The sequence below is a fragment of the Tamlana sp. s12 genome, assembly GCF_016767215.1.
GTDB lineage: Bacteria > Bacteroidota > Bacteroidia > Flavobacteriales > Flavobacteriaceae > Pseudotamlana > Pseudotamlana agarivorans.
Window position 1 is genome coordinate 235439 of record NZ_CP068547.1, and the last position, 22800, is coordinate 258238.

Genomic DNA, 22800 nt, shown 5'->3' on the forward strand with positions numbered 1-22800 from the left:
AAAACTTAAAAACTATGAAAAAAACGCTACTAATTTGTGCCTTATTTATGGGTTTTATTTCCTTAAACGCACAAACTAAAGAAGAATTAGAAGCCTTAAAATCTCAAAAAGAAGATTCTATTAGCGCACTACAATCGGAAGTTGATGCCCTTAAAAAACAAATTGATAAATTCCCAGGATGGAGCTATGGTGCATTTGGTACTATTGGTGCTAATTTATCTGAATTTAGTAATTGGTACGCTCAAGGTACGCCAAACAATTCAGCGGGTAACGTAACCATTACTGTTAATCCTTATGCTAAATTAAACAGAGAAAAATATTTCTGGTATAACACGGCTAACATTAACTTAAGCTGGGTGAAATTTGATGATAAAGACGACCCAATAGACGATGATGATTTTAGACAAGCGACCGATGTTTTTACTATCACCTCGCTTTATGGTTATAAAATTAGCAAGACACTTGCAGCCTCTACTTTAGGCGAATATAGAACCACCCTATTAAACAACTTTAACGATCCTGGGTACTTAGATTTAGGTATTGGTATTACATGGACTCCAATTTCAGATTTAGTCGTAGTGGTACACCCTTTAAACTACAACATTGTATTTAGTGATGAGAAAACTATTTTCGATTCTTCTTTAGGTGCTAAAATAGTAGCAAACTATGCTAAATCTATTGGAAAATTAAAGATAAACTCAAACTTATCGATGTTTCAATCTTACAAAAGCTCGAACTTATCTAACTGGACATGGACTAACGCTTTTGGATATGAGGTTTGGAAAGGAATTGGTTTAGGTTTTGAGTTTGGTTTAAGAGACAACAAACAAGAGGCTTTAAACTATGCTATTAATACTGAAGGCGATACAAACGCTACGTTTGACAACGTTGACAACGACTTACAAACCTATTGGACCTTTGGTTTAAGCTATGCATTTTAACACCATTACCCTATAATACTTAACTAAAGCGCCTTAATCGGCGCTTTTACTTTTTCCTTAATTTTAAACAATAACACGTATGAAAAAATCATTACATATTTTTTGTTTTTTAGTTTTGAGTAATCTTGCCATTCATGCTCAAAAAACCCCGACAGTTAAAGACACTATTATTATCCCCGAAGGCTGGACTAGCGTTGGTAAAATAAATTTACTTGTCAACCAATCGGCATTTTCAAACTGGCAACCTGGTGGCGATAACAACTTGGCTGCAAACCTATCTGTAAACTATGATTTCAACTATGATAAAGGCCCTTGGTCATGGGATAATAAAATCTTAGCGAGTTACGGACTTAACATTAACGAAGATGACGGCAGACGTAAAACAGATGACCGTTTAGAGCTTAACTCGGTTGTAGGAAGGGCTATGAAAAAAAAATACTGGAACTTTTCCTTCTATATGAACTTTAAAACCCAGTTTACCGATGGCTACGATTATAACGACGATTTTATGGGTGACAATGAATTGTACCCAACATCTGGATTTTTCAAGCCAGCTTATTGGAGTTTTGGTCCTGGTTTTCTTTGGAAAAAAAGCAACAACTTAAATGTGAATATTGCACCACTTTCATCTAGGTTCACTTTCATTACCGATGAAATATTTACCATTAACGACGATGACGAAAACAACGTTTTTTACGAGTCTAGTAATGATGTAGAAACTTTTGGTGTGCCGCCTGGAAAGAATCTATTATATGAGTTTGGTCTTAACATTAGAGCCTATTACAAGCTTGACATTATGAAAAATATATCAATGGAAAACACTTTAAGTTTGTACTCCGATTACCTTCATAAACCCTTGAATACCGATATCGATTATACTTTGAATGTGGTAATGAAAATAAACGACGTATTTTCAACCAATTTCACTTTCCAAACTGTTTATGATGACGATGCCTTTGAAGGATTTCAAATTCGTGAAGTTTTCGGACTTGGTATAAACGTTAATTTTTAACGTATAAACCACATCTGTTCAAAAAAAGAGGTCTTAAAAGTTAATTTTACGTCAATCTGAATTTATTTCAGATTCTCATAATCATTGAAGTTCAATATCATGAGATTCTGTGTCGAGCACAGAATGACGCTTGTTTTAACTTTTAAGACCTTTTTAATTTCAACTTACCCATAAGAGCTAATCGCCCTTAAACTTTTTCTTTTTATTCTTACTCTTAAACAAACGTTTAAAAAATCCATCGCGCTTTTCTGGTTCGCAATTTAAATCTGAAATAACTTGTTGAGATGACACTTCAAAATGAGCTTTGGTAATTTCCGCGAAAGCGTTATCGGCATTTAAAGCTTTATAAAACTCACCAAAAATGGGTAAAGCCGAGTTAGCGCCCTGCCCCATCCCCGTGGTTTTAAATCCGATGCTGTGATTATCATTCCCCACCCAAGTCACGGTAACTAACTTTGGTGTAATGCCTACAAACCAACCATCTTTATTATTTTGGGTGGTTCCTGTTTTACCTGCAATCTCATTTTTTAAACCGTAACTACTTCTTAATCGCTTTGCGGTACCGTGATTTACGGTGGCCTTCATCATGTGAAGCATCACTTGCCTAGTATAATCACTAAAGGCTTCCTCTTCGGCAATTTCTGGTTCAAAAGAAGCGATAACATTGCCATGATGATCTTCAATTTTAGTGATATAATACGGTTTGGCTACATGACTGTTATTTACAAAACTGGTGTAAGCACCCGTCAATTCTTTTAAATTGATTTGGGCCACACCAAGAGCCAAGGAAGGTTCATTAGGTAATTCCTTGGTGATGCCCATGCGCTTGGCTTGTTCGATAACCTTAGAAATACCAACCTTATTCAGCACCTTAACTGCAATGGTGTTTACCGAATGACTTAAAGCTTTTTCTAAAGAATAATTCTCATAAACATCCTCTTCGCTGCTACCAGAATTACTTGGTGTCCAGTTTTTATAATTGGTATAAGTCACTTCTGCCAATGAGAAATATTCACAAGGATCCATACCATTTTGAATGGCTGCCGTATACACAAAAGGTTTAAAAGTTGACCCCACTTGGCGTTCACTTTGCGAAACATGATCGTACTTAAAAAAGCGGTAATCTACACCTCCAATATAAGTTCGTACCGCTCCAGTTTTAGGGTCGACGGCCAACATGCCTGTGTTTAAAAATTTTAAAAACTGACTAATACTATCTCTTACACTCAAATTTTGAATGGTGTCACCTGCCCAAGAAAACAATTCAACATCGCGTTTTACAGCCAAGGAATCCTGAATTTGAGCATCCGATAAACCTTGCTCCTTATACAGCTTATATTTGGGTAATTTTTTAACCTCTGCATCAATTAATTTGGAGTTTGTCCAAGGTCCTGCTTTTCCATAAGAAGCCTCAAAATCCTTTTGAAGTTTAGCCATATGCGTTTTCATGGCTTCTTCCGCAAGCTGCTGCATTTTTAAATCTAAGGTGGTATATACTTTTAAACCATCTTTATATAAATCGTAAGCATCGCCATTTGAATTTTTAAGAGTATCCAAAATAGCTGATAATTCTTTTTTTACCTGCTCTCTAAAATAAGGTGCCACACCTTGGTCATGATTAAACGAGCGGTAATTTAACACCACAGGCGTTTCAGTAATAACTTCTAACGAATCGGCCGATAAGTAGCCATACTTTTCCATTTGAGAAAGTACCACATCGCGACGTTCCTGGCTGCGATCTAAATGTAATCTAGGGTTATAATAGGTATTTGCTTTTAAACTTCCTATTAAGGTTGCCGCCTCAGAAATGCTTAACTCCTTTGTTGATTTATTAAAGAATTTTTGAGAAGCACTTTCAATACCATAAGTATTATCTGAAAAAGGAACCGTATTGAAGTAAAGGGTTAGGATTTCATTTTTAGTATAAATTTCTTCCAAACGCTTGGCAATGATACTTTCTTTGAATTTATTGACTACAATTCCAAAAAACCAGTAGTCGTCTCTTCCGAAAAGGTTTTTAGCCAACTGAAGTGTGATGGTACTTCCGCCTCCAGACGATTTGTCTTGAAGCAAAATACTTTTCACGAAAACACGTAGTAAACTGACATTATCGATGCCGTCGTGATTAAAAAAACGCACATCTTCGGTAGCCACTAAAGCATCTATTAAATGCTTGGGGAAATCTTCAAACTCTAAAGGCTGCCTATCGTAGATATAATATTTACCAATAAGCTCACCGTCTTTATCTAAAACTTCTGTAGATTCTTCCTGAATGATAAAACTTAAATCTTGCGTGGTTGGCACCTTTCCGAAAAGTCCGAGATAAATACTAAAGTACAAACCCACAAAAAATAAAAAAACAGCCACTACTAAAAGTAGCAACCGTTTTATCCATTTATTCTGTAATATCTTTTTAATACTATGTTTCATAAATATCCAAGATACAAAAGGTTATTAATCTTCTTCCTCATAATCGGGGTAAAGAAAGTGGTTATAAGGAAAACGAGTCACATGAATGTCTCGTACTTCATCATACACCCGTTTTTTAAATTCTTCTAAATTTTTCTTGTTGAGCGCAGAAATAAACAAGGCATTATTGCCTACTTTACTCATCCAAGTACTTTTCCACTCTTCTAAAGAATAATGTTTTTCGGTGCGTTCGGTTGCTAAATCATCCTCGTCGATAGGTTCTTGTTGATACGCATCAATTTTATTAAAAACCATAATGGTTGGTTTATCGCTGCTATCAATTTCCCCTAAAATCTTTTCAACCGAGGCGATGTGCTCTTCAAAATTAGGATGTGAAATATCAACTACATGTAATAATAAATCGGCTTCTCGAACCTCATCAAGGGTACTTTTAAAACTATCTACCAACTGGGTAGGCAATTTTCTAATAAACCCTACCGTATCACTAAGTAGAAAAGGTAGGTTTTGAATCACTACTTTTCTAACGGTGGTATCCAAAGTGGCGAAGAGTTTGTTTTCGGCAAACACGTCACTTTTACTAATCACATTCATGAGGGTTGACTTCCCAACGTTGGTATACCCTACAAGTGCCACACGAACCATTTTACCACGGTTACCGCGTTGTACAGCCATTTGCTTATCGATGGTTTTGATACGCGATTTTAACAAGGCTATTTTATCACGAACAATACGTCTATCGGTCTCGATCTCGGTTTCACCAGGTCCGCGCATACCAATCCCCCCTTTTTGACGCTCAAGGTGGGTCCACATACCACGTAAACGCGGTAGTAAATATTCACATTGCGCCAATTCTACCTGCGTTCTCGCATAACTGGTTTGGGCACGTTGCGCGAAAATATCTAATATTAAATTGGTTCTATCTAAAACCTTAACATTTAGAATTTTACTAATATTACGCTCTTGTGCTGCCGATAACTCGTCATCAAAAATAGCTGTACTAATATTGTTCGCTTCAATGAACTCGCGCACATCTTCCATTTTCCCAGTTCCAATAAAAGTTTTAGAGTTTGGCATCTCCATTTTCTGGGTAAAACGCTTCACCGCATAGCCACCAGCGGTAAACGTTAAAAACTCCAATTCATCTAAATATTCTTTAGATTTTTCTTCATCTTGATCTTTAGTAATGATACCGATTAATACGGCTCTTTCTAAAGCGACATCCTTCTTTTCTATCATATAAATAAATATATTATACAAAGTTACACAATTGCTACCATTATAATTAAAAAAGAATTTTAGACTTACAGATATTATTAAACCTCAATTTTAAACTATAAGTCTTATTTTTGAAATTATGACAAATACCTTTGACGATATTCCAGTGCGCCACGATTTACAAGCCGTTGCTTTTTATAATCTTGAAAATTTATTCGATTTAATACATGATACTCACATTCATGATGAAGATTTTCTACCAACTTCAGCAAAACGATGGACGCATAAACGGTATGAAAATAAATTGCGGAAATTAGGTTATGCCATTTCGAATATAGGCCGAAGAGAAACAGGGAAAAACCCTGCTATTGTTGGGGTAGCTGAAATTGAAAACAAAAAGGTTTTAAACGATTTATTACAGTCGAAACACTTAGTGCATTTAAACTACAATTATGTGCACTACAACTCCTTGGACGAGCGCGGCATTGATGTGGCCTTGTTATACGACCAGGATGTTTTTAGTGTTACCCACTCCGAACCGTTTAGAATAGAACTTTTCCACGACAGTGGTTTACCCGATTACACCCGCGATATCTTACTGGTTTCTGGACTTTTAGACGGTGAAGAGATACATGTTATTGTAAACCATTGGCCATCGCGTCGTGAAGGGGAAGTCTTATCTGAACCGAAACGATTAGCCACATCGGTAAAAGTTAGCGAGATCATTTCAGGATTAAAAGCTGTTAACGAAGATGCTAAAATCATTGTTATGGGCGATTTTAATGAAGACTCCAACAACCCTGGTATTCGAGAATTGGTTAAAACCTCGAGTTTATTTAATCTTATGGAAACCTTGCGTTCCTACAACCGTGGCTCGACCTACTATAACAGAAAATGGGATTTGTTCGATCAAATATTAATCTCTACAAACTTTTTTAAAGTTTCTGAAAACAACTTTGAGTTTAGCAAAGCCAATATTTTTGATGAAGACTTCCTAAAAACCTTTAGCGGCCCCTACAAAGGCACACCTTACAGAACGTACATCGGTAAACGCTATAATGGCGGTTATAGCGATCACTTTCCGGTGTATGCTATTTTTAAGAAGTAACTGATTTATATTTAGTTTCAACTTTTTGTGTTGATAGAGAAAGTTCAACGAGAAACGAAAACCATGAATGAAGACGTTAAAAAATATCTAGATCGCCAAAAAACCTGGCAAAAGGCGCTAATAAAACTTAGAGACCTCATATTAGATTGTGAACTTGAAGAAACCTTCAAATGGAAGCACCCGTGCTATACGTATAACAAGAATAATGTGGTGCTTATTCATGAGTTTAAAGACTATTGTGGCCTCTCTTTTTTTAAAGGCGTGCTTCTAGAAGATCCTGAAAAACTTCTCATCCAGCAAACCGAAAACATGCAAACGGCTAGACAAATGCGGTTTACGAGTGTTGAAGAAATAACAGCGCTTGAACCGGTTATAAAACAATATGTAAAGGAAGCCATTGCCAAATCGGGACAAAAAATTGAAATGAAAAAAACTTCCGATTATACGGTACCTGCCGAATTGGAAGCCATTTTTAAAGACCATGCCCATTTTAAAAAGGCATTTTATAAATTAACTCCAGGGCGTCAACGTGGTTATCTATTACATTTTGACAAACCAAAACAGTCTAAAACCAAAACAACGCGTATTGAAAAAAATATGGCTCGCATCCTCGATGGCTACGGACTAACCGATTGCACTTGTGGGTTATCCAAACGTAAACCTACTTGCGATGGGTCGCATAAACAATTGGAAGACTCGAAATAATCATTATAAACACATCAGCAACCTTCTTTGTAAAAACTCGGACGTTATACATTAATCAAAAAAAAACGGCTAGAACCTAGGTTCTAGCCGTTTTTTAAATTAAAATATAGAATTTATCCTAAATTATGGATTATAAGTTAGTGACAAGAAATAAGTTTGTCCTATGTTCCCTGCTCCGATAACTTGAATATATTCCTCTCCAAATAAATTATTTGCAGAAGCTTTTACCATAGATTTAATCGCAGGTATGCGGTAGCTAATTTGAGCATCAAAAACCACGCGTTCTGGAATTGTTCCGAAAGCAAACGGTGATACCCATTCGTACTCAGAATTCCATCTTAGATTCGTGTTAAATCCAAAATTGCTAAATAACTTTTCAGATCCAAAAGTTAATTTTGCAGCATGTTCTGGAGTGTTAAATTCTGGAACGAAATCTGGATCAATCGTTTGGTCATAATCTAAAAGTTTTGTGTAATTGTAGGCACCGCTAACAAAGAATGTTTTAAAATCTCTTTCAACACCAAAACCTAAACCAATAGTTTCAATTGGTACTTCAGCATTAGTATACACTTGGTGCACTAAAAATTGTTGAGATAAAATGGCAGCTCCAATACCACCATACTCAGGTGCTATAGAGGCATCCATAAAGTAAGGTGTAACAACCTTTTTGGTATAAATAAAATCGGTGTATTTGTTATAATAACCATTTAAATCGAAAGTGAATCTACCAATTCCAGCTCTATATCCAAGTTCGAAAGATTCTACTTTTTCTGCTTTTACAGCTTCAACCTTTTTAATTTCTAATAAATCAATAGCAGGTTGCGGATTAGATGAACTAAACGTATTCGCAAATTTTTGAACCGATCCTACAGAGAAAGAACTCCCATAAATGTAATCACCTGTAATATCTACAGTTTGCTGGTCTGGCCCTAAAATAGGGTTAGTAAAGTTAATAACTTGCGAGTAATTCTCTAAATTGTCCTTTGCAGAACCAACTAAAGCAATAAATCCATAATTGGCACCATTATATAAGTCACTAGACGTCGGGTTTCTAAAACCTGTTTGGAAAGACGCTCTAAGGTTACGTGTTTTACGCTTACCTAAAGCGTAGTTAACAGATAATCTTGGTGAAAAACTCCCCTCTAAATCTGTTAATTTATCATACCTAACCGATCCAGTTAATTTTAAACGATCATCTAATAATTTCTTTTGTAGTTGTCCATAAACACCATATACGTCGTAATCAATTTTTCCGTTAGCATCGTTAAACACAGTTCCTTTAGAGTTTAAGCCATACTTTTTGAAAGTTCCTCCTAATTGAAATTCTGCAAATTTTATAATATCCTGGAAATTGTAGTTAATATCACTTTGCAATGTGTATGAATTATCTTGAAATCTCGAACCATTGGTTAAATCATTACTTGTAGTAACGGTATTAAAAGCATTGTTAAAAGCAGCGGTTCCTGGATCGAAACGTGGCTGACCACCGATAGAATTAGGTAAATTGCCATTGTAACCTTCTACAGTACTATAATCGGCAAACTCACGAGCCATTGTTAACAACGTGTTATTGTCAAAAGTTGGATTATCGTTTCTAAACGTCGATAAAGCATTATCGTAGTCTGTAAACCATTCATTATTATTTTTAGCACTTTTGCTCACGTTAATTGCGGTTCTTACCATATCGTAAGAATCTCCAGCATCATCAACCGTATAATAAGCTCTAAAAGTTAAATTACTTGATGTATAAGACAATCCTGTTTGTAATACTAAGAAGTTTTTAAGGGTTGCACGGGTGTTAGTACCACTAAAGTTTGTAGTACCATAAGAGATTTTTTGTTGTATTTTGATTTCAGAATCTAGAGTAGGTTTGATATGAAAAGACAAGTCCCCATTGAAGTTCTCAATCTTTCCGTCATTTAAATCGGCGTCATTATACCCTGTTCTACTTACAGGTCCACCTGCAGCAGCACTATTACCTGTTATTTCATCACCATATATATTTACGGCATCGAAATATTGAACTGGAGGCAAGCCTATGTCAACTATATTCTTACTATTCTTGTCATTCGCTATCCAATCGGAACCTTCAATGTAGCTTATATTCAATTTTAAGGCTACTTTATCGGTCATTTTATATGCCCATCGTAGTCCAAAATCATTAAAATCATTAACTCCAGCTGCCTCTTGGCTAGTGTATCCATGCGTATAGTATACAGATATTCCTGGTTTTTCAAACGGACTTTTACTATTAATAAACATAATACCGTTGAAGGCATTTGCTCCATATAAGGCCGATGATGCTCCTGGTAAAATTTCGATATTATCCACATCCAATTGATTTACCCCTAAGGAGTTTCCTATAGAAGCATTAAATACAGGAATTGTAAATTCTGCACCGTCTGCAATTTGTAAAAATCGTGTGTTAGTACCTTGGGCAAATCCACGTGTGTTAATGGTTTTACTTACTAAGTTGTTACTATTAAGTTGTACTTCCTTTACATTTACAAGTTCATCATAAAAGTTAGGGCTTGTTCCATTGATAATGGATTTTTCAGAAAAAGTTTCAATCGTTACCGGAGTTTCAATCTTTTTTTCTGTAGATCTAGAAGCCGCTACTACGACTTGAGTTAAATCGGTAATTTTCTCCTTATTCATTTGCACAAGCAAATTGATTCCGTTTGCTGGTTCGAATAAGGTTTTCGTTAATGTAATATATTCAATATAACTAAAAGTTACATCAACAGGGTAGCTGCCTTGATATGGAATATTAAATTCCCCAGTAAAATCTGATGAAGCTTCTATGCTGTTGTTAATTTTAATTTCTACACCAATTAATGGTGTTCCATCATCCCCTATAATTTTTCCTTTGATATAATTTTGAGAGAAGGTTGAGAGACTAACTAGTAGTAGTAATATAGTTGTTAATTTGATTTTCATGATAATTGCTTGTTGATTAATAGGTTTCTTTGTTTAAGGTCCAATCAAAGCTAGAATAGGTTAATTTGGTTTGTTCTGTAATTTGTTTGTTTTCTAAATAGTTGTTAATAAAAGTTATAAGGTTTTTAAATTCTGAAGCATGCCATTTAAAAATTGGAGAAATGATAGCCTCGTTAGTAGTGTTTGAGAAATAGTTTTTACTAGTATCGTTCACAAAAGCTTTAACAGCAGTTTCTAATTGCAATTCTAAATTTTCGGCTGTATATGGCTCTCTGTTTAGTGAAGGAGCAGACACACAAGTATTATTTAACGTAAAATAAATTCTAGGATCCTCTAAGCCTTTCATGATGGTGTTTTCAATATAATCTAGTGATACCTTTTTACCTTCAACACTAATAAAATCGACTTGGAAAGGCTTGTCAATATATTTAATAGACTTCAATGGGTAGTAGCTAGACACTAACTTTAGCACATTGATGTTGTATACGTTAATCCAATAGGCTTTTACTTCATTACTCGACCAAGTACTGGTTGGTGAAATTTTAGAAAGCCCCATTACAATGTCATCAAGTGATTCCTTATTTCTAACTAACTTGTCATAGTTTACAAAACCTTCTTCCGACACGTGTTTTTTCAGAAAGGTCTTTAAATCTGAATTATCTATCGTCTGGGAATACCCCCAACACGTACAGATAAGAAATAAGATACTGGTTAATTTAATTTTAAAGTTCATAATTTTTGATTTGGTTTTTGCTATATAATTTCTAATTTTAAGATTTATTAAACACGTATTATCGCAGTGTGCTATAGGATTTTTCACTACAAAAAATACTGGGCGAAAATATCTATTCTATGCACGCATAACAATTGGAAAGTCATTTCTACGAAATATTTATTTTAACACTATTTAAATTATCAAGTAGAAAAAATGAAGTGCTAATTAATAGGAGTAATTCACAAAAACCCTACTTTATTTAGTCTATCATAAAACGCAGCAAACCCTTAACAGACATAAGGTCGCTGTAATTTCATACAATTAAAATTTAAAAAAGATAGCTTAAGCGCATTATCCGCTGTTATACTTAAACGTTATTATTTTTAAAGGAGGTTTTTGAAGTAAAAATGACGTACCAAAGCCTATTTTATTTACTAAAGCAAATCTATTTGTGAGTTTCTAACATCATAACACTTTTGAATAACTAACTAATTATTCGTAAATGTTACTTCATTTATCATCAGCACATGAAATTATTAAATAAACACTTTTGAAATTCATAATTTCCAGCATCTCATGTGGCATCAAGGATAATTTCTGACTTGAGAATTATTAGTAGAATTCTATATACATTTTCTAAACGGCTTTAGAAAGTACAAAGGCAAGCGCTAACACCACAACGGGCAAAAACCACAGCACCCAAATGTTATAATCTAGCTTTTTATTTTTAAGCATTTTAACATTACGTATTTTTCGTTTTCTACCGCCGTACTGCATCCAATTTTTAAAATAAATAAAGATAACAACCAACACGAATAATATCCATGCTTTTGATGACGACATGGTTTGCACATTCATTTGCTTAAAAAATCCTGCAAAGAAAACGCCTAACAGTAATAGCAAACTACATTGCAGAAATGACACGTAAAACGTAGCAATCTCATTGGCTTTTTTACTTTTTTCAGCTTTGTAGTATTGAAAAAAATGAGAGAATAATTTATCGAATGTGGTCATGTTGATTTTTAAAAGTTTTCAAAGTTAAAAACTATTCGATATAATCAATACGAATATCGTCTAATTCGTAAACCCCATCGAAAGATTCTTGTCCGCCACCCGTATATTTAAAAGCGATATGCATTACGCCTGTGGCACAAGACAAATCGACCACACCAGAATTAAACCACGGCACAAAGGAATCGGAATTTTTTTATGATTTCTACGGCATTAATTAAATTGAAATTACTCTTTGTTTTCTTTATTTAAAACATAACTTAAGCATTGTTTTTCTTTCGCTTCAACATGTCCATCCCATGATATCGTACCTCTACCAGCTCCCTTAAAATGATATTTACCAGGTTTAACTTCTACTATTATTGCTCCTTCTTCACCACACTGTGGTTGACTTTCAAACTGTACCCCTAATTCTCCAAGATAAACTTTTTCAAACCATATCTTAATAGTTTTGGCCTTTTTAGAGTCAGACCAAAAAGTTATAAATCCTGATTCCATAGGTTTATCAACCGTTGTAGGCTTAGCTAAGTCATTCATAAAATAGAGTTCTAAAGTATCTGTATTCCCATTAAAGTCCAGAGTTATTAAAGATTTTCCCTTATTTATGGGTGACAACAAATGAAAAGGTCGAGATAATTTTATCCAATTCCCTACAACAAACTCCTTAATTTGATTACCTTCTATAAAAACTTTCGCTGGTGAGCAATAACTGTGATTATCTGTTGCCATAACTAAATGCCACCCATCAATGATATGATCTGGATATTGAGTGGAATTGTCATAAGTATTTTTAATGATAGCTAATTGAGATTTAGCTTTTGAAATAGCTTCCTCTCGTTTTTTTCGATTTTCCCAACTATTTCTAAAGGCAGATATCTCATTCGCAATGAACGTTAATCCTAAATTATTATTAGAATAGTTAACAGTTTGATTATACTGAATATAGTTTTGAGCAATAGTTGAAGTTGAAACTAATATTAAAAGTAATCTTAAGTATTTCATCATAAAATTTGGTATGGCTTGTTATTTAAATAAGTTATTATCTAATTATAAAAGTCCTCAAAGTTAAAAACTATTCGATATAATCAATACGAATATCGTCTAATTCGTAAACCCCATCAAAAGATTCTTGTCCGCCACCCGTATATTTAAAAGCGATATGCATCACGCCAGTACCACAAGACAAATCGACCACACCAGAATTAAACCACGGCACAAACGAATCGGAATTTTTTACCACGTAAGCAGCCGATAACACAGCCCAAGTAGCTTGAAGCACACCTGCTTCGGTACCGTCCCAATCGTTGCTGTATAGGACTTCCATAAAACTACTATCGGCTAAACTGTTTGAAGTTTTAAAACGTAAAGTTTCACCAACTTGCTCATCTAAATTTATAGGCGGTGTAATGAGCCAACCAATATTACTCGTATCACCAGAACTAGCACTTTGAAACCTTGCCGAACGCCCTAAGGATGCATTTGATGAAGTTGACGAATAAGCTTCCCAGGCTTGAGTACCTGCTTCAATATAATTGGTCCACTCCGCGATTTCTATAGGCTTATTGTTTTTCTGTGCCTCAAAATCTTCGACAAGTAAATTTCCAGAGCCGAAAGATTCGGCAAGTCCGCAATGAAGTTCTAATGGGTCACAACGTTCGGAGTTACTTAAAAGGACATCAGCAGAACTGTTTACAACTAACACATTAAAATCATCGCCATAATCCCGACTATAAATACCAGAAACACTTCCTTTTCCTTCCGGAACAATTAGTGATTTAAAATCGGCATAGGTACTGGTTTGCATCATTACTGAAACACCAGAGTCGCAGGACTCCAAAACGCGAAAACCATCAAATTCATCATAAGCTTCACTGGAAAAACTTGCACCTAATTCGAAGCGATTCAACTGCATATGTTCTAACTGAATGAGGGTGTTTTCATCTTTAGATGTTAAATCTTGTAATTGCACCACCTTAGGCTGTATCTCTGCAATTTCAGGACTTCTACTAATAATGGAAGGGATTTCGGAAGCCTGAATTTGCCCAACACGAACGCCATCACCTTTTCCAATACATAACACACCACTGTTCTCACCTACGATTAAACCGTTCATTTTTATATAAACTTTTTGTCCGAATTGAAAGGTTTCATACAAATTACTCTTATTTAAAAGCAGGCAAAACCCGAGTCTCGGATCAGCATCGGGATCACTTCCATCAGTTTTATTCTGAATGATGAGTTCTTCAAAAAAATTTCCTGATTTATCGGAAGACACCACATATCCTTCAATAAACAAATCGGTTTCAGATTTTATAACGACAGTTGAATTTCCACCGTTTATCGCCTGCTCGTAAAGTGATTTTATTGTTTTAAAAGTCGTCTTGTTTTCAGAAGGTATTTGAGGTTCCTTAATTGAAGTTTCAGGAAGTTCGTAATCATCTGTTTTTACACAGGATTGGAGCAAACCAATACACAATAAAAGTAGTAATACGAATCTAAGGCTGTTTATTATCTTCATAAAAAATCTGTATTAAAAACTAACATTCAGGTTTAAAAAATAGGTTGTCCCACGACCATACCAATATTTCGGTCCGAATACAGGGGTTGCTAGAGCTTTGTCATCTCGAAGCTCACGGTAATTGGCATTTCTGCCTTGTTCAAAACCACCAGTTTTATAACTAGTATTTAGCAAATTATTAACGCTTGCAAATAACCCCACATAGTGCTTACCCAGTTTCCAAGATTTTCCACCAACCAAATTCACCACCATATAATCATCAAACCGCTCTTGTTTGAGCAATTCCCTAGCGATATCTTCATCGTAATCATTAAAGACTTGACCGTCGTAATCAGTATTAAAATTGTAAGATCGAGTTAGCGGACTCACATCCAAAAACGTATTAGAGAAAAAATTTGCCGTAGCCCCGAACCACCAGTAATTGGGATCTCGATATTCGAAGCCGATGGAATACGCGTTTTGAGGTCCAGAGGCTAATCGATAATTTTTAAGTTTTGTTTCTCCAAAATACTTCGAGCCATTGACAAATCCAGCAGTTATAGCTTCAGCATCAGGTTCTGTTGTTAGTAATAGATTGGGATTGTTAGCATAAGTGAACTGCCCAAGCGAGGCTACACCTTTAAGTTTTAAGGTTGAAGTGACTTGGGCTTCAATACCTAGCTCGGCTCCAAGATGCTTCTTTTCAATATCTTGTAAAATCTCCTGAACAAAAACGGCATGATCCCCGCCAACGCCATCAGCAAAATAAAAAGCAATATCGTTAGCACGACCTATTTTTGTAAAATACCCCGTAAATTTAGCCTTAACTATCGAAGAGCGAAAATGATAACTAGCATCAACCGACCGGATGTTTTCAGTTGAAATTTGAGGTACGGTATTATGATTTTCTCTAGCATTGGAAAAGGTATTTTGAATGCTTGGAGCTCGTGTTAAAACTCCTAAATTGCCATCAAAAAGATGTTTCCCCGAAAATTTATATGTGAATCCGCCTTTAAAACCAAATCCTGTAAAATTCATTTTTTCCCCTTTGCCTAAAGAGGTATCTGGAAATCCGCCATTTTGATACAAACCTTCACGTTGGTATTGGGTTTGACTGAACTGTCCTGACAAATAAAAATCGATTTTGCTATACCTAAACTGCGCTTGAGCAAAAGCATTCAATGCCATAGATAAAAGGCGATAATAGTATTTAAATTTGTCTCCCTCTGTTACGAGACGATTAGGATGCTGCAAATCATTTTGCGCCTCATGACTAATAGAAGCAAAAGCATCGACATCTAAATAATGCGAAGCACCTAAAAGATCCAGTACATTAGCAAAATTTTCTGAATTCAACCCACTATAATTAACCGCCGCATTAAGGGTCGCATTATTATTTATAGCCGTATTCAAAATTGAATTTATAGTAAACTGCCTATCATCTACACGGTCTTCATACAAAGCATAAATCGCATGACCTCCTTGTGTGGCATGGGATATATTAGCCTCATACATATCGCTCCAATGTATTTGCCCATCATTTTGAAACGCTTTTAAGGCTTGATAGGCATACTCTAAATGGTCGGGATCATTCCGCTCAAAGTAACTTGGGAGTTTTTGGTAGTACGTCGGACTCGGATTAGAACCTCCTCCTTGTGGTATGCCGTCAATTAAATCGGTACCATTGTAATCCAATCGACTATTCCCCATGTTTCCAAACTGAAAAGCCATATTGGTATTAAGCGTAATTTTAGAACTTAGATTCCAATAATGATTAAGCATGAGTATGGGTTCGTTAACCTCTTTTAGTCTCGAATTTCGTTTTTCGCCATCTTGCCAACCCCAGTACTCATTGTATTTTGTGCCTTTTATGTCGTAAACTTCCTGGGTGTTTGGTGATGATTTTCCACGTATATTGGGCGTGTAAATAGCTGTAAAATTTAAACTTTGGTTTCCGTTAAATTGTTTTTCTACACTAGCAAAAAAGGAATTAGCACTGTATAAAGTAGCATCCTGATACCCTTCCGAGCCCCATCGTCTACCTAAAGACACCGTGTAAGCCCAATTATTTTTTAACAAGCCCGAAGCATATTTTGCCATAATGCGGTGCGCATAACTTCGGTTGGAGGATGAATAAGTTAATCGGCCACCAGATCGTGCTTCTGAAGGGCGTACATTAATATTGGTGCTCCCTAAAACACCACCAAAACTAGAACTGGATGGCGCCAGCCCGTAGGCCAATTCTTGATTTCTAACCACATCATTTAATCCGCCCCAATTACTCCATTGGGGTCGGCCGTTAAAACTTTTGTTCATCGCTACCCCATTTATAAGCACAGTGCTGTGGTTAGAATCTAAGCCACGAGGTCTAAAAAATGAGGCACTAAATTCAAAGGCTGCGGTACGTTGAAAAACATCTAGTGAAGCGGCTAGTAATCCTGAAATATTATCGGAAGCTAAAGTATCGTCGTGCAGTTCGTCATCAGTCAAACTAATAGTAAATAAGTCATTATTTGGTGACAAATCCCGGCTTAAAACCATATCGTTAATGTTAAGTGTTTCACCTTCGTAAACCACGATAGGGTAACGTTTTTGGCTGTAACCCTCTTTTGAAATTACAAGAATTTGTTCGCCTAGCGGAATAATTCCTTCGAGAACAAATACGCCCAAATGATTAGATTGCGTTTTAAGTGAAGTACCTTCCAGATGGATTATGGCGCTTTCAATTGGCTGAAGGGTTTCAGAATCTTTAACACTACCCATAACAAGCGTTTCTTGTGCATATATAACAAATGAAATACTTAGAAAGAAGATTAGGAGCAGCGACTGTTTCACATAAAATATTTGAAATCCAAAAATATAAAATAATACGAAATGAAAACCATTTCTTACAATTATTGTTGTAATATCTTATTTTTGAATTTAAAATTATAATCATGTCATTATTAAAATTATTTACCTGCGCCCTCCCTTTACTAATTGTGACCAACCTAAATGCACAGCAAAAAAAGTTTAAAATTCACACCATAGCCTTCTATAATCTCGAAAACTTTTTTGATACCATTAACGATCCCAATACGCTCGATGATTACAGCCCTATTATGGAACTCAAAACACATCGCCGTGAAGCTTATAAACAAAAAACAAAGAATATGGCTCGGGTTATAGCGGATATAGGCAGGGATTTTACCAACAATTCTCCGACGCTTATTGGGGTTTGTGAAATAGAAAATGAGCGTGTTTTAGAAGATTTGGTTACAGAGCCTTACTTAAAACCTAAGTCCTACAAATTCATTCATTTTGATTCGCCCGATGCAAGAGGTATTGATGTCGCTTTACTATATCAACCTGAAGTATTCATCCCTATTCAACAAAGTTCTCATGTTCTAAAAATTTACGACGAAACGACTGGAAAACGCGTTTTTACTAGAAATCAGCTTTTAGTAAGTGGTAAGCTTGAAAATGAATGGATTCATGTTATTGTTAACCACTGGCCATCGCGACGTGGTGGAGAGGCTAAAAGTAACTACAAACGGGTAGCCGCAGCAAAATTGAATAAACGTATTATCGATTCCCTCCAAATGACCGATCCGTATGCAAAAATTATCATTATGGGCGACTTAAACGATAACCCGAATAACCATAGTGTCAAAAAAACACTTAAAGCCAAAACAGATAGAAATCAGGTTGGCTTAAAAGGTATATACAATCCGTTTGCCAAATTTTATAAAGAAGGTTTTGGGACTACAGCCTATCGTGACGCCTGGAGTTTGTTCGATCAAATAATGATAACCAAACCCTTAATTGATAAAAACAACAACGGTTTCATGTTTTACAAAGCAGGTATTTACAATAAAAACGAGGTCATTCAACAAACAGGCTCCTATAAAGGTTATCCCCTTAGAAGTTGGGGCTACAGCGGGTTTACAAATGGTTTTAGCGACCATTTCCCGGTGTATCTCTATTTAATTAAGGAAGCTGATTGAGATTAACTCAACCAAGTACCCCAAGGAATTCTAGATAGCAATAACACTAAGGCTAAAGAATAAAAAATAGCTATGGTTTTAAGTTTGGCCTTTGAAGTAAGTTTTCTTTTGTGTTTAGAATAACCAATTGTAATTAAAGCAATGGCAATAATATTAACAAATGGATGCTCCACAAGATAAAGTCTCGCTAATGAATTACTCATCACCTTACCTCCTAATTCGCTCCATAACTCGAAACGTGGTGATACAAAATACAACACCAAACCAATTAGTAACTGTATATGGGATACAATTAAAGAGAATAAGCCTCTTCTAAAATCATTGTTTTCATATTCCTTATCGCCCATAGTTTTAACAATGGCAGTAACCGCGGTAATGGTTATAACAATAAGCACTAAATAAGCCCAATAAGAGTGAAGTGACAATATAATCTCGTACATAGTTGGTTATGTTTTATTTTTAAAAAATCAAAGATAATAATTATGGGCATAAAAAAACCATGCATTTCTGCATGGTTTTTAATTATTATCAATTTTAAAACAAGATTAAATGTTTCTTTGCCAAACACCATCAGTTTTAATCATGGACATATCTTCTGTGGTATTAGTACCGTTATAGATGTCGTAAGTCATAATATATTTTTGACCTTCTTCAGCATTAGGATCCATATTATCTAACAAGCTTATTAATGCTTGTTCAATCATTTCTAAACTCCAATAGTTAGCATTACCTTCTCTTCTATCAAAGTTTCCGTAATTCCCCATACTTGAAGCAGGACCTTCAAAACCAGGTTCATTAGCCAATTGAGCAGACATATAGTCATAATCTGATCTTAACAATGCATATTTTATAGTATTATCTGGAACCCAAGTGCTTCCATCATGACCAAATTGTAAAACACTTTCTATAACAGAAGAAATAGCATTCCAATTAGAACCATCATATACAAAAGGGATTAGTTCCATTTCGTTAGGTGCACCGCTAACATATAACTCATACATAGTTACAATACGATCTCCTGAACTTGCATAAGGGTATAAGGTTTTCAAGTAAATTGAGATGTTATTTTCAGCAACATCTTCATTTGAAAAATTAGGATAAGATTGCTCCATATCGTTGTATTCTTCAACAGAAAACTCACGTACCATTTCCCAGCCTTCAAGTAATACAAAATTATTTGTAAGCTCTGAAGTCGATCCTCCAGAATAATATTTATAGGTCAAGTCTACCATATCACCTCTTACGGCATCTGGAAACTTATAAACTAAAAAATCTTCCATATCATCTGGGCTATCAAAGTTTCCGTAACTAAAACCTAGGTCTTGGTAATCTTGATCGGTCACTTCATAAGCATCAGTAGATTTAATACTATTTGATTTATACAAATTATAAGTCACTAGAGCTTGCGAACCATTTCCCCAGAAAGGGTAAAGCGTTTCAAGGAAACCTGGGATTTCTTCTTTAGCTTGATCTTCAGTATCAAAACTTGTATAACTTAATCCCATTTCGGTATAGTCATCATCCTGTAATGTGTATTCCGCACTACCGACAATTGGATTTTCAACTTTATCTAGCTCATTATAGATATCTTCCATCGGGTTGCAACTCGTAAACATCGCGCCTACAGCTACTAATAAAAATAATATTTTTTTCATCTTAAATTTTTTCTTTAAAAGTTAAACTTGGCACCAACACTAAATGTTCTTCCTGCTCCATAATAGACTAAGGCCGTACTAGCTGTTGAACCTACACCGTCATTTGCATCAGAGATATATTCAACGTTAAATACATTATTCACTCTTCCTAATAAGCGAACATCAAAAGGACCCATATCGAAATTGTGTGATAAGCCTAAATCGAATAGACCATAGGCCGGTACTTTCCATGATTCACCAGCACCTTCTGTACCTCTACTACTCGGGTCGAAATACGCATATAAGTTATCATAATAGTTATAATCTAACATTAAAGTGGTTCTTTCTAAAATATCATAATTAGCACCTAATGCAAAAGTTGTTTGCGCCGCATCACCAACACGTAAATCTTTAATGTATAAATCTACTGTTTCAATTAGGTTCTGTTCATCATCAAAAATTTGAACACCTTTTACATCATTATCCCATCTCCAATCACCTAAAGAAGCCATTCCTGTAAGTCTCAAATTGTCTGTTGCTCTATATACAAAATCTAACTCTACACCTTGATGAATTGCATTTACACCTAGAATATTTGCTGTAGCTCGAGATCCATCTGGTTGGTTGAAACTATAGGTTTCTGTTCTATCTTTCCAAGATGTTCTGTAAACGTTAACATTAGCCGATAATTTTTCTGCTCTAAATCCGTATCCAAATTCCACACTAAAAATCTTTTGATTTTCGGCATCTGGATTGATGTTTTCATTGTCGAAACCAATAAATGCAGCATCAAACCCTCCAGCTTTTTCAAAATAACCAATGTTTGCAAAAACGTTATGGTTTTCGTTTAAGTTATAGTTAGCACCACCTTTAGTCATATAACCTAAGAAGTTATACCAGTCGGTAGATTGATTTGGGTCACTATCTAAATAGTTGAAGTAATCGATACGTTTGTAGCCTGTATTAGATCCTGCAACAGAAACGAAAGCAGAAAGAGCATCATAAGAATATTCTAATTGACCAAATAGTCCAATCCAATTAACTAAACCATCATTGTGGTACAGTATCTTGTCTCCAACTTGATAAGTGGCATTTGGATTATTTTCATTACTATCATCTGCATAAAATTGCCCCCCTAATAAATCGGTTAACTCTGTAAAGTGAATCCCTTTGTAGGTTCTTAAATCTAAACCTCCTGTTAATACTAAATTATCGGTAAGTTTCATATCTAAAGTAGATAATAAACCGTACCATTCGTGATCGTTACGAGATGCTCTTAAAATCGTTTCAGAACCTTGAGCTCCTAAAGCTTCATTTTCATCTACAATTTTATCAAAATCTACTGGCCCGTAAAGTCCCGTTCTATAATCACTTACACCGTTTGTTCCTAGGCCAAATTTATTTACTCCTGAGAAACCTCCACCTCCTCCAGAACCGAAGGATGCATATACTGAAGTTGATAATTTCGCACTATCTGAAATATCCCAATAGTGGTTTAATGAAATTTGCGGTTTATGATAGAAATTATCTTCTTGATGTGTTACTTGACCATTTTTATAACCCCAGTCGGCATTAAAACGTTTTCCACTTTCAGACGCTCTATAAGTTGAAATTAATTGTCTGTTTTGTCTTTGTCCATGACGTTGTTGTGCGCCAAAAGCAGTAAATGCTAATTTATGATTTTCGCCTATTTCTTTAGAAATATTAATAAAATAAGACATAGCATTAAATTCCGTTCCGTCTACATAACCGTCTCCATCTGTTTTTGATGCTGAAACGGTAGCTGCGAAACCATTATCCATCAATCCCGTTGAATATGTAGCTCCAAACTTTAAATAGCCGTCGTTACCTATAGAAGTTTCAACCGAACCACCCTCTTCAATATCGGTAGTTTTGGATATGATGTTAATAGTACCACCAATAGAAGGCACAGCTACTTTTGAAGCCCCTAAACCACGTTGTACTTGCATAGAACTAGTAACATCAGACAATCCTGCCCAGTTACTCCAATATACACGACCATTTTCCATGTCGTTAACCGGCACACCATTAATTAGAACGGCAACATTTTCCGACTCAAACCCTCTAAGGTTAATACGGCCATCACCAAAACCTCCACCGGCTTTAGTCGCATAAACTCCAGGAGTAGATTTTAAAATTTCTGGAAATTCTTGAGTTCCTAATTTCAATTGAATCTGTTCAGACTTAATAGTCGAGACAGCAACAGGCGTTTTTCTGTCTACTGCTACAGAAGCAATAATTTGAACAGCATCTAGTCCGAATTCACTAGACTCTAAAACAATTTCTCCTAAATTGGTGTCTCCAGAAATCGTAATTTCCTTTTTTAGGTAGCCAATGTAAGAGATCACAATAACCGTATTGGTTGATTTTGTTTCAAAAGAAAAGTTTCCATCAAAATCTGTTGAAACACCATGATTAGTTCCTTTTTCTACGATGTTAACACCTGGTAGCGGTGTACTGATATCCCCGTCAACGACAGTTCCTGAAATCGTACTTTGTGAGAATGCCACAGCAGAACATAACAGAACTGCCATTGCAAATAAAAATTGTGTAATTTTTTTCATGAAAGAATTAATTATTATGAA

At 35.4% G+C, this 22800-nt stretch carries 17 protein-coding genes; 5 read left to right on the top strand and 12 right to left on the bottom strand.

Annotation, left to right across the window (positions count from 1 at the left end):
• The first annotated feature begins 14 nt into the window (after positions 1 to 14).
• Complete coding sequence (locus tag JJL45_RS01055; RefSeq protein WP_068601322.1) at positions 15 to 941, top strand: DUF3078 domain-containing protein; 927 nt, start codon at positions 15 to 17, stop codon at positions 939 to 941.
• A 79-nt stretch (positions 942 to 1020) separates the two neighbouring features.
• On the top strand, positions 1021 to 1953 hold the full coding sequence (locus JJL45_RS01060) for a DUF3078 domain-containing protein (RefSeq protein WP_068601320.1): 933 nt from the start codon (positions 1021 to 1023) through the stop codon (positions 1951 to 1953).
• 177 nt (positions 1954 to 2130) lie between these two features.
• Here the strand turns inward: JJL45_RS01060 and JJL45_RS01065 are convergent, their stop codons facing one another.
• Positions 2131 to 4383, bottom strand: coding sequence for a transglycosylase domain-containing protein (locus JJL45_RS01065; protein ID WP_068601317.1), 2253 nt, complete (start codon positions 4381 to 4383; stop codon positions 2131 to 2133).
• Positions 4384 to 4407: 24 nt separating this feature from the next.
• On the bottom strand, positions 4408 to 5619 hold the full coding sequence (gene hflX, locus JJL45_RS01070; protein WP_068601315.1) for a GTPase HflX: 1212 nt from the start codon (positions 5617 to 5619) through the stop codon (positions 4408 to 4410).
• A 118-nt stretch (positions 5620 to 5737) separates the two neighbouring features.
• On the opposite strand from hflX, the gene JJL45_RS01075 reads away from it, so the two are divergent.
• A complete protein-coding gene (locus JJL45_RS01075) occupies positions 5738 to 6706 on the top strand; it encodes an endonuclease (RefSeq protein ID WP_068601313.1) in 969 nt (322 codons plus the stop codon).
• A gap of 63 nt (positions 6707 to 6769) precedes the next feature.
• Positions 6770 to 7411 carry a DUF1801 domain-containing protein gene (locus tag JJL45_RS01080; protein ID WP_068601311.1) on the top strand — a complete coding sequence of 214 codons (642 nt, stop codon included), beginning with the start codon at positions 6770 to 6772 and terminating at the stop codon, positions 7409 to 7411.
• A gap of 123 nt (positions 7412 to 7534) precedes the next feature.
• On the opposite strand, the gene JJL45_RS01085 is transcribed toward JJL45_RS01080, so the two are convergent.
• The 7 genes from JJL45_RS01085 to JJL45_RS01115 form a co-directional block, all read right to left on the bottom strand.
• On the bottom strand, positions 7535 to 10351 hold the full coding sequence (locus tag JJL45_RS01085) for a TonB-dependent receptor domain-containing protein (protein WP_082935833.1): 2817 nt from the start codon (positions 10349 to 10351) through the stop codon (positions 7535 to 7537).
• Positions 10352 to 10367: 16 nt separating this feature from the next.
• Positions 10368 to 11084, bottom strand: a complete 717-nt coding sequence (locus JJL45_RS01090; protein WP_068601309.1) for a DUF547 domain-containing protein — start codon at positions 11082 to 11084, stop codon at positions 10368 to 10370.
• Positions 11085 to 11702: 618 nt separating this feature from the next.
• A complete protein-coding gene (locus JJL45_RS01095; protein WP_068601307.1) occupies positions 11703 to 12080 on the bottom strand; it encodes a hypothetical protein in 378 nt (125 codons plus the stop codon).
• 31 nt (positions 12081 to 12111) lie between these two features.
• A complete protein-coding gene (locus tag JJL45_RS01100) occupies positions 12112 to 12255 on the bottom strand; it encodes a hypothetical protein (protein WP_202664212.1) in 144 nt (47 codons plus the stop codon).
• A 50-nt stretch (positions 12256 to 12305) separates the two neighbouring features.
• Complete coding sequence (locus JJL45_RS01105) at positions 12306 to 13082, bottom strand: hypothetical protein (RefSeq protein WP_068601305.1); 777 nt, start codon at positions 13080 to 13082, stop codon at positions 12306 to 12308.
• Positions 13083 to 13149: 67 nt separating this feature from the next.
• Positions 13150 to 14595: a DUF5689 domain-containing protein gene (locus JJL45_RS01110; protein ID WP_068601303.1), complete on the bottom strand. Its 1446-nt coding sequence runs from the start codon at positions 14593 to 14595 to the stop codon at positions 13150 to 13152.
• A gap of 12 nt (positions 14596 to 14607) precedes the next feature.
• Entirely contained in the window at positions 14608 to 17409 is a 2802-nt protein-coding gene (locus tag JJL45_RS01115; RefSeq protein WP_068601301.1) for a TonB-dependent receptor, read from the bottom strand.
• A gap of 101 nt (positions 17410 to 17510) precedes the next feature.
• Between JJL45_RS01115 and JJL45_RS01120 the strand changes: the two genes are divergently transcribed.
• Positions 17511 to 18560 carry an endonuclease gene (locus tag JJL45_RS01120; RefSeq protein WP_068601299.1) on the top strand — a complete coding sequence of 350 codons (1050 nt, stop codon included), beginning with the start codon at positions 17511 to 17513 and terminating at the stop codon, positions 18558 to 18560.
• Positions 18561 to 18562: 2 nt separating this feature from the next.
• Here JJL45_RS01120 and JJL45_RS01125 read toward each other — a convergent pair whose 3' ends face one another.
• From JJL45_RS01125 to JJL45_RS01135, 3 genes are all read right to left on the bottom strand, one after another.
• Positions 18563 to 19000: a hypothetical protein gene (locus JJL45_RS01125; protein WP_068601297.1), complete on the bottom strand. Its 438-nt coding sequence runs from the start codon at positions 18998 to 19000 to the stop codon at positions 18563 to 18565.
• A gap of 105 nt (positions 19001 to 19105) precedes the next feature.
• Positions 19106 to 20215 carry a hypothetical protein gene (locus JJL45_RS01130; RefSeq protein WP_068601295.1) on the bottom strand — a complete coding sequence of 370 codons (1110 nt, stop codon included), beginning with the start codon at positions 20213 to 20215 and terminating at the stop codon, positions 19106 to 19108.
• A 14-nt stretch (positions 20216 to 20229) separates the two neighbouring features.
• Positions 20230 to 22779, bottom strand: coding sequence for a TonB-dependent receptor (locus JJL45_RS01135; protein WP_068601293.1), 2550 nt, complete (start codon positions 22777 to 22779; stop codon positions 20230 to 20232).
• Between the last annotated feature and the right edge of the window lie 21 nt (positions 22780 to 22800).